Annotated in this window: 10 protein-coding genes and 1 tRNA gene; 3 read left to right on the forward strand and 8 right to left on the reverse strand. The window is 67.7% G+C overall.

The genetic code is table 11. The features are described 5' to 3' along the window. Positions 1-352 precede the first annotated feature (352 nt). Positions 353-1,015: a class II aldolase/adducin family protein gene (locus ASF34_RS20035; protein ID WP_018045733.1), complete on the reverse strand. Its 663-nt coding sequence runs from the start codon at positions 1,013-1,015 to the stop codon at positions 353-355. A 99-nt stretch (positions 1,016-1,114) separates the two neighbouring features. Between ASF34_RS20035 and ASF34_RS20040 the strand changes: the two genes are divergently transcribed. Beyond that, complete coding sequence (locus ASF34_RS20040; protein ID WP_056163940.1) at positions 1,115-3,757, forward strand: bifunctional acetate--CoA ligase family protein/GNAT family N-acetyltransferase; 2,643 nt, start codon at positions 1,115-1,117, stop codon at positions 3,755-3,757. Positions 3,758-3,857: 100 nt separating this feature from the next. Here the strand turns inward: ASF34_RS20040 and ASF34_RS20045 are convergent, their stop codons facing one another. From ASF34_RS20045 to ASF34_RS20060, 4 genes are all read right to left on the reverse strand, one after another. After that, complete coding sequence (locus ASF34_RS20045) at positions 3,858-4,592, reverse strand: ABC transporter permease (RefSeq protein WP_244479058.1); 735 nt, start codon at positions 4,590-4,592, stop codon at positions 3,858-3,860. A 208-nt stretch (positions 4,593-4,800) separates the two neighbouring features. Continuing rightward, a complete protein-coding gene (locus ASF34_RS20050; protein WP_056163945.1) occupies positions 4,801-6,168 on the reverse strand; it encodes a hypothetical protein in 1,368 nt (455 codons plus the stop codon). Between the two features lie 351 nt (positions 6,169-6,519). After that, positions 6,520-6,837 (reverse strand): hypothetical protein, encoded by a 318-nt coding sequence (locus tag ASF34_RS20055; RefSeq protein WP_043764995.1) that lies wholly within the window; start codon positions 6,835-6,837, stop codon positions 6,520-6,522. Between the two features lie 201 nt (positions 6,838-7,038). Continuing rightward, positions 7,039-7,524 (reverse strand): SRPBCC family protein, encoded by a 486-nt coding sequence (locus ASF34_RS20060; protein ID WP_018045728.1) that lies wholly within the window; start codon positions 7,522-7,524, stop codon positions 7,039-7,041. Between the two features lie 494 nt (positions 7,525-8,018). Here ASF34_RS20060 and ASF34_RS20070 point away from each other — a divergent pair, with 494 nt between their 5' ends. Continuing rightward, complete coding sequence (locus tag ASF34_RS20070; protein WP_018045726.1) at positions 8,019-9,593, forward strand: 2-isopropylmalate synthase; 1,575 nt, start codon at positions 8,019-8,021, stop codon at positions 9,591-9,593. A 102-nt stretch (positions 9,594-9,695) separates the two neighbouring features. Continuing rightward, positions 9,696-9,771, forward strand: a tRNA-Lys gene (locus ASF34_RS20075). A 349-nt stretch (positions 9,772-10,120) separates the two neighbouring features. Here the strand turns inward: ASF34_RS20075 and ASF34_RS20080 are convergent. The 3 genes from ASF34_RS20080 to ASF34_RS20090 form a co-directional block, all read right to left on the reverse strand. Next, complete coding sequence (locus ASF34_RS20080; protein WP_018045695.1) at positions 10,121-10,372, reverse strand: hypothetical protein; 252 nt, start codon at positions 10,370-10,372, stop codon at positions 10,121-10,123. Positions 10,373-10,774: 402 nt separating this feature from the next. After that, positions 10,775-11,614 (reverse strand): factor-independent urate hydroxylase, encoded by an 840-nt coding sequence (pucL, locus tag ASF34_RS20085; protein WP_056163949.1) that lies wholly within the window; start codon positions 11,612-11,614, stop codon positions 10,775-10,777. A 41-nt stretch (positions 11,615-11,655) separates the two neighbouring features. Beyond that, positions 11,656-13,053, reverse strand: coding sequence for a nucleobase:cation symporter-2 family protein (locus tag ASF34_RS20090; RefSeq protein WP_244479059.1), 1,398 nt, complete (start codon positions 13,051-13,053; stop codon positions 11,656-11,658). Positions 13,054-13,101 lie beyond the last annotated feature (48 nt).

Here is a 13,101-nt window from a genome sequence, read left to right on the forward strand (position 1 = left end):
CCGACGATCTTTGCGTGAGGGGAGACTTTTTTAACTCCCTAGGCTGGAAAAAAAATCGAACTGAACAGAGATTTCAAAAGTTATTTGTGAAACTGGAACCTTTATGCTAGTTGGTGAGCTCTTTTAGCTCACGTTCGCAACTTCAGATGCGCGATGCGGTAAAAAACTACACGGGGCATCGGCTCGCACATGTGGTGCCCGACGCGGCCGGCGGGGCGGCCGAATGACCGCGCCGGGAAGAAAATTTTCTGGAAAACCCGATGTCGGGAGGCCGGTCACGGCCTCCGAGGGCGCGTGCCGAGCAACCTCTACGTAATCATCGCGGCCCGAGCCATTGGACGTAAGGGCGAACTCAAGGCGTTTCTGTGCGGCTCCGTGGCCCATAGTTTTCGAAGCGCCTGATCGTTCGCGCGATCTCGGCGTCGGACAGTATGACCGGCTTCCCGACCTGGAGGGCGACGGCGTATTGGCGGCACAGGGCCTCCATCTCTACCGCCAGCCACAAGGCCTTGCCGAGATTACGGCCGATCGCGATCATGCCATGGTTGGCCAGGAGGCAGCCGAGGCGGTCGTCGAGGGCGGCCACCGCCGCGATCGACAGGTCCTCGGTTCCATAGGGAGCATAGGGCGCGCAGCGTATCGTCGGGCCGCCGGCGGCCGCGATCATGTAATGGACGGCGGGAATCTCGGCGCCGCACATGGCGAAGGCGGTGCAATAGGTCGGATGGGCGTGCACGACGGCATCGATCTCGGGCCGCCGCCGCAGGATGTCGCGATGGAAGCGCCATTCGGAGGAGGGGGCGAGGGCATGGCCGTGCTCCCCCTCCATGCTCATCGGCACGATGTCCTCCGGGCGCAGCGCATCGGCCGGGATGCCCGAGGGTGTCATGAGAAAGCCGTCGCCGTGGCGTACCGAGACGTTCCCGGCGGTGCCCTGGCTCAGGCCCAGGGTGATGAGGGAGCGCATCGCCTCGACGATCGCGCAGGAAATCTCGTAAGCTGTGGGTTCTGACATGTGGTTCCCCCGGTCGAGAGTGATCCGCGCCCTATACCTTGCCGTCCGGCGCGATGTCGCACGCCGTCGCCCCGGTCTGATCGAAGGTCACGCCAGTCCATGAGCACCTATCGCTTCGAGGCGTTGCTCGCCCCGCGGGCGATCGCGGTCGTCGGCCTCGGCCAAGGCGCGGTTGGCCAAGGCGCGGTCGGTCAAGGCGCGCTCGGCCAGGCCGTGGTCGGCAACCTGGGGAAGGCCGGGTTCGCCGGCCCCGTCCATCTCGTCGGCGCGGCGGGCCTTCCCACCCTCGACGACCTGCCCGAAACGCCGGATCTCGTGGTGATCGTGGCCCAGGCCGCGGAGGTGGAGGGCTGGGTGGAGAAGGCGGGGCTGCGCGGTGCCGCCGTGGCCGTCATCCTCACCTCCGATCTGCCGGAGGATCTCTGCGAGGTGGTGCGCAACCGCGCCCGGCAATGGGGCATGCGTCTCCTCGGCCCCAACAGCATGGGCCTGACCGTGCCGCGCGCGCAGCTCGATGCCAGCCTGTTCGCGGCGGCGCCCAAGGCGGGCGATCTCGCCCTCATCTCGCAATCGGGCACGGTGGCGGCGGGCATCGTCGCCTGGGCCGCGCATCGCGATGTGGGATTCTCGGCCATCCTGTCCCTCGGCACCGCCTGCGACATCGATATCGCCGATTGCCTCGACCATTTCGCCGCCGACATCCACACCCGCGCGATCCTGCTGTCGCTGAACGTGATTCCCAACGCGCGCAAGTTCATGTCGGCGGCCCGCGCCGCCGCCCGCGCCAAGCCGGTCCTGGTGCTGCGCACGGGGCGCCACGCGGCTCCCCTGCGCCACACCGTCACCCATACCGGCGCCCTCGCCCGGCCGGATGCGGTCTACGAGGCGGCGTTCCGGCGGGCGGGGTTGCTGAGCGTCGACGGGCTCGACGCCATGTTCTCGGCGGTGGAGACGCTGGGCCGGCAGCGCCCCTTTCCCGGCCAGCGCCTCGCCATCCTGGGGAACGGCGAGGGCATCGGGGCGCTCGCCGCCGACAGGCTCGCGGACCGGGGCGGCACGCTGGCCGCGGCGGGGCTCGGCGGCAACCCCACCGATCTCGGCGTCGAGGCCGATGCGAAAGCCTATGCCGACGCCCTCAGGCCCCTTCTCGCCGATCCCGCCAACGACGCCGTGCTGGCCATCCACGTGCCCACCGCCCGCTCCGACAGCGCCGGCGTCGCTGCGGCCATCGCCGACACGGTGAGCGCGGCCCGGCGCAAGGGCGGGCGGCGCAAGCCCGTCTTCGCGGTGACGGTGGGCGATGACGGAGAGGCCGGCGCGGTGCTCGCCGCCGCCGGCATCCCGCGCTTCGCCACGGACGCCGACGCCGTGGAGGGTTTCATGCACCTCGTCCGCTACCGCGAGGCGCAGGACGACCTGATGCGCACGCCGGATTCCCTGCCGCGCGAATTCTCCCCCGACGTGGAGGCCGCCCGCGCCATCGTGGTGGCCGCCATTGAGGCGGGGGAGACCTGGCTCGATCCCCATGCCGTGGCGAGACTCCTGGCCGCCTACCGCATCGACAGCGTGCCGCTGACGCTCGCCCCCGACATCGATGCCGCCGCGGCGGCGGCCTGGCCCATCATCGCCGAGGGCGGCGCGGTGGCGCTGAAGGTGGTCTCACCGGACATCGTCCACAAATCCGATGTCGGCGGGGTTCGCCTGGACCTCACCAGCGAGGCCGATGTGCGCGCCGCCGCCGCCGACATCCTCACCCGTGCCCGGCGCCAGCGGCCGGATGCGCGGATCATGGGGTTCGCGGTCCAACCCATGGTGCGCAAGGGCAAGCGCCGCGAGCTCATCGCCGGCCTCGCCGAGGATCCCGTCTTCGGTCCCGTGGTGGTGTTCGGCCGGGGCGGCGTCGCCGTGGAGGTCATCGACGACCGGGCGCTGAGCCTGCCTCCCCTCGACCTTCGGCTCGCCAGCGAACTCATCGACCGCACCCGCGTGGCGCGGCGGCTGGCCGCTTATCGCGACGTCCCGGCGGTGGACCGGAGGGCGCTCGGCCTCGTCCTCGTCAAGCTCGCCCAGCTCTCCGCCGACCTGCCGGAGGTGCGCGAGCTCGACATCAATCCCCTGCTCGCCGATGCCAACGGCGTGCTGGCCCTCGATGCCCGCGTGCTGGTCGGCCCGGCCCCGGAGCGGCGCGGCGGAACCCGCAATCCGCGCTTCGCCATCCGCCCCTATCCGGTGGAATGGGAGCGCAACCTCGTCCTGAAGCGCGAGAAGGTCACCGTGCGCCCGGTGCGGCCGGAGGACGAGGGGCTGTTCAAGAGCTTCTTCGAGCAGGTCAGCGCCGAGGATCTGCGCCTGCGCTTCTTCATGCCGGTCCGCGATTTCAACCACGCCTTCCTGGCGCGGCTGACGCAGCTCGACTACGCCCGCGCCATCGCCTTCGTCGCCATCGACGCGCAGACGGCGTCGATGCTCGGCGCGGTTCGCCTCCATGCCGATGCAAACCACGAGAGCGGCGAATACGCCATCCTCATCCGCAGCGACCGCAAGGGCACCGGCCTCGGCTTCGCCCTGATGCAGCTGATGATCGACTGGGCGAGGGCGGAGGGGCTCCAGCGCATCGAGGGCACGGTCCTCCGGGAGAACCGCCCCATGCTGGCCGTGTGCCGCAGCCTCGGCTTCGCGGTCCATCCGGACAAGGAGGACGGCACGGTGATGAAGGTCGGGCTGACGCTCGGTGAGCCGTAGGCGGGGCCGGGCGAGGCTCGGTGCCTGTCACGAAACGCCCGCTGCGCCGTCGTACGAGCGGAGCGGCAACCGGAGCTGGCCGGGAATTTCGTGAGCGTCCTCAGTCCTTGGCTTTGTTGTTGTACAGCAGGATTCCAATGAAGATCGTGCCGATGCACCATTTGGTGAGATAGACGGCATCGAAGCTCGCATGCGGGTAATTCGGGTAGAATCCCAGCCGGAACAGCTCGATGACGTGCGAGAGCGGATTCCAAGAATAGATCGTCCGCATGGGTTCCGGGGACAGATCGACGGTCTTGAACGCGCCGCTGAACATCATCATCGGCCGGCTCAGGAATGCGTAGATTTTGCTCCATCCGGGAAAATACGACTGAATGCTCGAGTTGATGAGCGCCATCCCCAGAGATAGGCAAGTGATAGCGAAGAGGCTGATGAGGCACATATCCGGAGACCAAGGTGCAGCCTCTCGAATACCGTAGATGTAGAGTCCAAGAAAGAAAATCGACATCAAAATGAAGTTTTGTATGACTTGAATCAGAAAACGAGACAGAAGAAAATCGAAGGGTTTGACGAAGTAATACTCTGCCGCTCGCGACTTCAGGCTACGAACGCCGCGAGCACAGCGTCGGAAGACATAGAACGGGAATACACCGGTTCCCATGAAGAGAAGAACGGACGGTCCAAAAGGAGGTTCTTTTCCAAATAGAAAGATTCGCAATCCTGCTACCGTCGCGATGACGACGATCGGTTCGATGAAAAGCAGAATGCCGATGGCCGGATGGAAGTTACGAAAGCGAACTCCGAAATCACGGACGATCAAGGCCGTCATGATCATCAGCCACGGTCGTGCCCTCTGCTTCGAGGAAGCGGCCGGGAGGACGATCGAGGAATGTGCCATCGTTCAGTCGCGATCCAAGGATGCCGGGTGACGCGGAGTGGCGGGTTGCGAGACCGGCACCTCGTGCCGGGTGTTGCCTCGTCACGAGGCCGGAATTCTGGCCGAGGCCGCGCCGACGGTCATGACGACCGAAGGCCGACCCCGCTCAGGCGCGGCTGTTCACGATCGAGCGCACGGCGAGCAGGCCGATGAACCAGATCGCCGCCAGGATGAAGGCTCCGAGCACCATCGACAGGAAGACGCGCGGGCCGCCCGCGCTTTCGGGCAGGGCCGGGCGAACGTAGGGGGTGAGATAGAGATGCTGGGCCGCCGCGCTGGCCCGAGCGCGGTCGAGGGATTGCAGCGAGGTGAGCAGGATCGCCTGCGCGTATTGCCGGTCCATGTCGAGGGCCTCGAACCGGGCGACGACGCCGGCCAGGACGTTGCGGCCGGAGCGGCTGCCCGAAACCTCGCGCTCGACGGAGGCCAGCTGCTCGCGTGCCGCCTGGACGCGGGACTTCAGTGCCACGACCGATGGTGCCGACTCGCTGAGATTCTGCCTCCGGATCGTGTCGTAATCGGCCTCCAGCTGCGACACCGATCCGCGCAGGGTGCCGATGAGCTGGGTGTTACCCGAGACGACGCTGGGTATCGGATCGATCACGCCTTCCTTCTCACGGAACTCGGCCATGGCGGCGCGGGCCTTGTCGAGGCCGGCTTTGGCCCGGACGACTTCCTGCTCGGCGAACTTGACGGCATCCTCCTCGGCGCGTTTGGCGATCTTGTTGACGAGGTTCTCCGACAGAGTGACGAGTTGGTTGGCGATGGTCAGGGCATCGTCGGGCCGGAACGCCTTGATCTCCACGGAGGCGAGCCCGGTGAGCGGGTCGTAATTCGCCCAGACCATCTTGTTCCAGTATCGCACCAGGTGCTCCGTCGACCGGCTCCTGTCGAACCGGTTCGGCCAATCGATCTCGGGACGGCTGTAGATCTCTCGGACATTGACGCTTTGAGACAGCTCGTCGACCACCTGACGGCTCTTGAGATAATCGATCACGACGAAGTTCTGCGCGGTGCCGCCGCTGACCGCCCCACCGTGGCCGCCCATGGCGCTGGCGACCGCCGATGCGGCCGTCCCCCCGCTGCTTCCTCCGCCGAGGGGGCCGGCGGACGGGGTCACCTCGGTGACGGAGAAGCGAAATTCGGCGAAGTATTGCGGCGTGGCGAGGAACAGGAAGTACAGGCCGAGCAGGCACAGCGGCAGGATCACGACGATGCCGAAGCTGAGCAGCGTGCGGCTCCAGTTATGTTCGGGCTGCGGCAGGGGGACGAGGGAAAACGTCTCGTCTTCCCCGGCATCGAGCGCCAGCTCCCGCCTCGCGTCGTCGTCCCGCCGGGGAACCATCTCGCGGTCGTCGTTCACCGCCAGTTCGCTGGACCGGGCCCGCTCTTCCTTGGTCACCGCCTCCTTGGACTCGAGTGCCGTGGCCCTGGCGGTCGGCAGGCGCGTGATGTTGTTGGGCGCTGAGCTCATGCGTCGCGGGGCCTGTCACCGAAATTTTGTCGCCCCCGACACTAGGAGATTTCCCGGCCCTTTTATGGCAACGCAACGAGGATGTGGCGGGTGTGGCTTTCCAGTCGCCGACCGAAGCCTCGCCAATGATCGTCGAGAAGGCGTGGGCATGGCTGCAATCCTCCGAGAGGATTCGTGAGATAAACCGGATCTCGCCTGCGTTCTTTACCGTCGCACGACCCGGCCCCATTCGCCGCGAGGCAGGGTCACACTTTCGCGAGGGGGGCGATTGCTTCGGCGTCGCCCGCGCCGTGGGGCCGGGTCGGGTCACCTGCCTCGTGAGGGGCGGCGATCCCGAACGAATGCCCGAGCCTACGGATAGCCGTAGCGTGACTTGGCGGCGGCGAGCAGGCCGATCGCCTCACGCTCGCGCCCGGCGGCGCAGGCTTCCGCGGCGCGCGCGAGGTCGGAGGAGAACCGTGCGCCCACCGGCGCGTTGAGGTTGCCGGTCGCCACATCGCTGTCCACCACGGCCTGTGTGCGGGCGATGCTCGGACCGCAGCCGGAGCCTGCCGGCAACGGGGCCGAGGCGACAGCGACCGGGGCGGCGGCCGGCGCCACCGCCGCCTTCGGAGAGGGGCCGGACGAGGTGCAGGCTCCGAGCCCCGCGGCGAGGCCGATGGCCAGCATCAGGCTGGCCGGTTGCGGCGGCACGATGTTCCTGGTCACGGCGGCTCTCCTTCACGCTCCGGCGCGATGGCCGGCACGGCATGGACGCCGCGCCGGGTTCTTGCCTTCACGCGAGGGGCGGGTCAATCACCGCAGCCGGGGCTCCGGCGACGATCCCGGACCCCGTGTCGGACCGTCACGTCAGCCCGTCACGCGAGCGCGTCATTTGGCCTTCTCGGCGATGGCCGCGAGGCCGGACTCGTAGATCCCCGTGATGGCATCGGTCGCCACCGTGTCCGGGACACCCTTGGCCTTGAAGGTCCCCGTCCACGTCACCGTCGATCCTGAGCCTTTCGGGCTCACCGCGAGGGTGGAGGAATAGTCGGAGACCGGCAGCGGGCTCTCGACGATGGCGTAGGTGTAGCTCATCGCCTTGTCGTCGCGCGCCGTCTGCGATTCGACGATGGCGCCGCCGCCCTTGAGGCTGAGTTTGCGCAGCATCGTGCCGCCCTTGGTGGAGGGCTCGCATTTGGCGATGGCCGGGTGCCAATTGCCGATGCCGCAGAAATCGCCGATCGTCGCCCAGACCTTGGCCGGGGGAGCCGCGATATCGATGGTCTTGGTGAGGTCGATGGCAAAGCCGGGGGCGGTGCCGGCAAGCAGAACGAGGCCGGGCAGCACGATTCGACGCAGGAAAGTGCGCGACATGGACGGGTGTTTCCTTCCGATATTGTTTTGTCGGCGCGGTACGAGGCGCACGCCGTGCCGTTGAACGGACGAACGTCAAGCTAGTTGCGAACCGGCACGCGACAATGGCCGGATCCCTGCCCACGAAGATGTGATGGACGGCGGCGCGTGCGGGGCGATCCTTGTCAACGGGGGCGTCGAGGGGTACGAAGCCGTTCGGTCGCATCGTTCGCGCGCCCGCTACGCCATTCGGGAGAGACGAGCCTTGGCCAGCGCCGGCTCCACGCAGGGAACCGCAGACACCGCCTTCGCGGCGGTGCGCGGTCATGCGCGTCCCCGAGCGCTCCTCGTCGGCCTTCTCCTCCTTATCCGCCCCTGAGGGCCGTCCGGGCGCGTGCGCCTGGGCTCTCAGGGGATCGTTTCGCGACCGGGGCCCGCGAGGGCTTCGTCGAGCCGATCGATGGATCAAGGCGCCGCGTCCCTCAGCGACCGCGCCTCCGACAGGACGACACGCCATGACCGACATCACCGCCCAGCCCAACGCCTCCCCGAAGGACCGGGTCCTCATCTTCGACACGACCCTGCGCGACGGCGAGCAATGCCCGGGCGCCACCATGACCCTCGACGAGAAGCTGGCGGTGGCCGAACTCCTCGACACGATGGGCGTCGACATCATCGAGGCGGGCTTCCCCATCGCCTCGATCGGTGATTTCGAGGCCGTCTCCGAGATCGCCCGCCGCTCGAAGCGCGCCACCATCGCCGGCCTCGCCCGCGCCATCCCCGCCGACATCGCGCGGGCCGGCGAAGCCGTCCGCCTCGCCCGGCGGGGGCGCATCCACACTTTCGTCTCGACCTCGCCGATCCACCTCGCCCACCAGATGCGCAAGTCCCAGGACGAGGTGGTCGAGATCATCCTCAAGACCGTGGCCCAGGCCCGCGACCTCGTGGAGGACGTGGAATGGTCGGCCATGGACGCGACGCGCACGCCGATCGACTATCTGTGCCGCTGCGTCGAGGCCGCGATCCGGGCCGGTGCGACGACGATCAACCTGCCCGACACGGTGGGCTACGCCACGCCCGACGAATACCGCAGCATGTTCCGCCAGGTGCGCGAACGGGTGCCGAATGCCGACAAGGCGATCTTCTCGGTGCATTGCCACGACGATCTCGGTCTGGCCATCGCCAACTCCCTGGCCGGCGTGGAAGGCGGCGCCCGGCAGGTGGAGTGCACGGTGAACGGCATCGGCGAGCGCGCCGGCAACGCGGCCCTGGAGGAGATCGTCATGGCGATCCGCACCCGCGGCGACGTGATGCCCTACGAGACCGGCATCGAGACCACGATGCTCACCCGCGCCTCGAAGCTCGTCTCCCACGCGACGAACTTCCCCGTGCAGTACAACAAGGCCATCGTCGGCCGGAACGCCTTCGCGCATGAAAGCGGCATCCACCAGGACGGTATGCTCAAGCATACCGAGACCTACGAGATCATGACCCCGGCCTCCGTCGGCGTCGCCAAGACCTCCCTGGTGATGGGCAAGCATTCGGGCCGCGCGGCCTTCCGCTCGAAGCTGGAAGAGCTCGGCCTGCATCTCGCCGACAATCAGCTGCAGGACGTGTTCGACCGGTTCAAGGCGCTCGCCGACCGCAAGAAGCACGTCTACGACGAGGATATCGAGGCCCTGGTCGACCAGGGCCTCGCCACGGCGCATGACCGCATCCGCCTCGTCTCGCTCTCGGTCATCGCCGGCACGCGCGGTCCGCAGCGCGCCACGATGAAGCTCGCCATCGACGACCGCATCGTCACCGAGGAGGCCGACGGCAACGGCCCCGTGGACGCCGTGTTCAATGCGATCCAGGCCCTGGTCCCGCACGAGGCGCAGCTCGAACTCTACAAGGTCGACGCCGTGACGCAGGGGACCGACGCCCAGGCCGAGGTCTCCGTCCGATTGAAGGCCGGCGACCGCAGCGTGACGGCGCGGGGCGCCGATCCCGACACGCTGGTGGCCTCGGCCCGCGCCTATCTCTCGGCATTGAACAAGCTCTCGGCCACGGCCGTGCGCCTGCACGCCCAGCACGCTGCATCGGTTTAGCCGGAAAAATGACGCCCCGGGGGTGGACACCCCCCGGGGCCTTTGCTATCAGCCCCCTCGTCGCAGCGGGTTTGGTGGCTGCCGCGACTGCCGCAAGGCAATGGGTGCATAGCTCAGTTGGTAGAGCAGCTGACTCTTAATCAGCGGGTCCAAGGTTCGAACCCTTGTGCACCCACCAAATAAACCGCTGATTCGATCGCGGTTTTTCAAAACACCTCAGAGCAGTCAGCCTCGGTCGGGAATGCGATCGGGGCTTTTTGCTGTCTCTTCCAGCATCTCTGGTGCGACCCGTCGAAGGGGCGGTCTCCGCTTCCTTGCAGTTCACCAGCGTTGGGAGCAACGAGGCGTTCGAGCCTTCCGCGCGGGCGCTCTCGTTTGCGGCTGTCCTCCACCTCCACAGCCACCTCGGCACGCAGGGTATCGAGAGTGTGGGCAGTCCTACGTACCTCCGCCGGGGGCGCTCGGCGACGCGCCGGGGAGGGGGCGGCCGTTCCCGGCGACCGATGACCGATTTCCGCCCTGGGGCCTCAGTCGCGGTGGCGTGGCGGGGTGGGCCTCACCGATCCCGTCGTGACTGCGCCGTCCCCATCGATCCGGGTGCGAATGGGGCGGGAGAAGCGGCTGTCGTATTCGCCGACGTTCCGGGCGGCGGCCTGTCCGTCGAGACCGCCGGGGGCGGTCGCGGCCGGGATGCCGGCCGGTGCGGTGTAGCTCTGCGCGAAAGCGGTGCCGGACAAGGCGAGACCGAGGGCGGCTCCTAGAATGAGGCGTGTCGTCATGGATGTCGTCCCAGGTTCGGGCCGGACTGCCTGAGGAGACGCGGCAGTCCCGGCCAATAACCTAGAATTTGTGCACCAAAGCCTCGTAAAGCAACACGGAATGGTCAGTGCGTGTGCATCATGTTCATGCACCGAGCGTGCGAGCCATATCCTGAGGATCGATGGCCACAGGAATAAGCCGTTTCATCCCATGGGTTTGGTTCGGGCTGCGACATTTTTTGCCAGTCATGGCCGGCATGGCATGCCTCTTCCGCCGCCCGCGCGTCCTCGCTCCATCGACGCGCTTGCCGGACGTTCGGGGATTACGGGGCACCGGGCCGGGCGCCCGTGGTCGCGGCCTCGCGGAAGGCCGTTCGGAAGGCGGCACTCCCCCTCCTCCGAAGGGCCGGGATCGTGCGGAGCTCAGCCTCGCCCGATCGTCGCCTCGATCTGACCGTGGGGCTCGTCGGTGGGCAGGAACACGGTGTTGGGGTTCTCCAGCCCGAACGGTGTCAGGTTGATCGGGATGTAGTGCTTGTTCGGCATGGCGAACCCGATCTCGGCGATCTCGGGAATGGCCGCCAGGACCGCCTCGCCCATGCGGTACATGCTGTCCTGCACGCTGGCGCTGTAGGTCGTGCCGAAGACCTCGATCAGGATGTCGAGCACCCGGGCATTGGTCGCGGTGTAGTCGGCGGGCGCGCTGGCCCAGGTCCAGGTGGCGTCCATGGCGGTCGCGGCGATGCGGTCGGTGGCGTCGGCCAGGGTGCGGTACGCGTCATCGACAAAATCGGCCCAGCCCGATTGCGTGGTCTTCATGAAGGTGAAGCCCCGCAGCCCCGACTGCATCACGGCGCCGTCGCGGCTCGCCACGAGCTTGACGTAGCCCGTCCCGTTGCCGTCGAGGGTGAAGACGTGGCCGTGCGGCCGGCCGCCGATGGTCTGGCGCAGCCAGCGCGTCTCCTTACCCTCGATCCCGATCTCCTCGACCTGCGGATACGTGTCGAGGAAGGTCGCGGCGACGGCCTCGGCGAAGGCTTCCTTGTCGAGGGACAGGTTCTTGGCCGCCACCACGTTGACGATGTTCTTCACGCTGTCGGTGGCGACGCAGGCCCGGTTGTCGCCGTCGGTCCAGGCGGCATCGAAGGCGCCCTTCATCAGGACCGCGAGGGACAGTTCGCGCGGGGTGTGGTCGTCGCCGTTGCGGGTGAGGCGCATCACCCGCACGCGGCCCTTGCCGTATTTCGAGGCGATCAGGGGCATGCTTGTCTCCCAGGAGGGGCGGTGAAGGACGACGGCCGTCCTCAATGTTCGGAGGATGCCGCCTGATGCCGGGCGGCGGCGCGGGCGGCCTCGTCGCCGGTCAGGCCGTTGAAGAACAGGTTCAGGCTCACCGCCGCGATCGCGCAGAGCAGGATTCCGGATTCGAGGAGCGGGTGCAGCGCGTGCGGCATCTGCTTGAAGAAGGCCGGGGCAACGAGGGGGATCATGCCGAAACCGACGGAGACCGCAACGACGAACAGGTTGTTGCGATTGCGGGCGAAGTCCACCGCGCCGAGGATGCGCACGCCCGTCGCGCCGACCATCCCGAACATCACGAGCCCGGCCCCGCCGAGCACGCATTGCGGCACCGCCTCGACCAGCGCCGCGAGCTTCGGGATGAGCCCGAGCCCGAGCATGATGAACCCGCCGACCACCGCGACGTAGCGGGTGCGCACCCCGGTGACGCCGACGAGTCCGATATTCTGCGAGAACGAGGTGTAGGGGAACGTGTTGAAGATGCCGCCGATGACGGTGCCGAGGCCGTCGCCGCGCAGTCCCCTGGTCAGGCGCTTCTCGTCGACGGGATCGGCGCAGATCTCGGCGAGCGCCAGGAACATGCCGGTCGATTCGATCATCACCACGATCATCACGATGCAGAGGGTGACGATCGAGACGGGATCGAAGGTCGGGGCGCCGAAGGCGAAGGGCCGCACCACGTCGAACCAGGACGCGGTGGCCACATGGCCGAGATCGACCAGCCCGAAGGCGGCGGCCACGAGCATCCCGGCGACGATGCCGATGAGCACCGAGGCCGAATTGACGAAGCCGGTGCCGTAGCGGGTGATCGCCAGGATCACGCAGAGCACGAAGGCGGCGATGGCGAGATGGAGCGGTGCCCCGTAATCTGGGTTGCCGATTCCTCCGGCGGCCCAGTTCACGCCCACCTTCATCAGCGAGACGCCGATGACCAGGATGATCGTTCCGGTCACCACGGGCGGGAACAGCGGCAGCAGCCGTCCGATGAGCGGCGCCACGAGAAACGCGAACAGGCCGGCCGCGATCACGGCGCCGTAGATGCCGGTCAGCCCGATCTCGGGATTGGTCCCCATGGCGACCATGGGCGTGACGGCGGCGAAGGTGACGCCCATCATCACCGGCATGCGCACGCCGATCCCCGGCAGGCCCCAGCTCTGCAGCAGCGTCGCGAGGCCGCATGCGAACAGGTCGGCGCTCACCAGCATCGCCACCTGATCCGGCGGGAGTTTCAGGGCGCGCCCGACGATCAGCGGCACCGCCACGGCGCCGGCATACATCACCAGGACGTGCTGCAGCCCGAGCAGAGCGAGGGCGACGGGAGGCACCGTCGTCACGGGCGCCGTGGCCGGCTCGGTGGCGTCGAGGGTGTCGGGAGGGGCGGCGATGGTCGTGGCACTGGTCATGGGGTCGACGCCTCCGCCGCTCCGGGCAGATCCCTCACCGGGGATGCG

Origin of the sequence: Methylobacterium sp. Leaf106, from assembly GCF_001422895.1 — a bacterium.
Taxonomy (GTDB): domain Bacteria; phylum Pseudomonadota; class Alphaproteobacteria; order Rhizobiales; family Beijerinckiaceae; genus Methylobacterium; species Methylobacterium bullatum.

Excerpts from the sequence above, each read along its gene's own strand:
- ASF34_RS20035 (WP_018045733.1), bottom strand. The coding sequence starts at position 1,015 with ATGTCAGAACCCACAGCTTACGAGATTTCCTGCGCGATCGTCGAGGCG.
- ASF34_RS20040 (WP_056163940.1), top strand. The coding sequence starts at position 1,115 with ATGAGCACCTATCGCTTCGAGGCGTTGCTCGCCCCGCGGGCGATCGCG.
- ASF34_RS20045 (WP_244479058.1), bottom strand. The coding sequence starts at position 4,592 with ATGATCATGACGGCCTTGATCGTCCGTGATTTCGGAGTTCGCTTTCGT.
- ASF34_RS20050 (WP_056163945.1), bottom strand. The coding sequence starts at position 6,168 with ATGAGCTCAGCGCCCAACAACATCACGCGCCTGCCGACCGCCAGGGCC.
- ASF34_RS20055 (WP_043764995.1), bottom strand. The coding sequence starts at position 6,837 with ATGCTGGCCATCGGCCTCGCCGCGGGGCTCGGAGCCTGCACCTCGTCC.
- ASF34_RS20060 (WP_018045728.1), bottom strand. The coding sequence starts at position 7,524 with ATGTCGCGCACTTTCCTGCGTCGAATCGTGCTGCCCGGCCTCGTTCTG.
- ASF34_RS20070 (WP_018045726.1), top strand. The coding sequence starts at position 8,019 with ATGACCGACATCACCGCCCAGCCCAACGCCTCCCCGAAGGACCGGGTC.
- ASF34_RS20080 (WP_018045695.1), bottom strand. The coding sequence starts at position 10,372 with ATGACGACACGCCTCATTCTAGGAGCCGCCCTCGGTCTCGCCTTGTCC.
- pucL (WP_056163949.1), bottom strand. The coding sequence starts at position 11,614 with ATGCCCCTGATCGCCTCGAAATACGGCAAGGGCCGCGTGCGGGTGATG.
- ASF34_RS20090 (WP_244479059.1), bottom strand. The coding sequence starts at position 13,053 with ATGACCAGTGCCACGACCATCGCCGCCCCTCCCGACACCCTCGACGCC.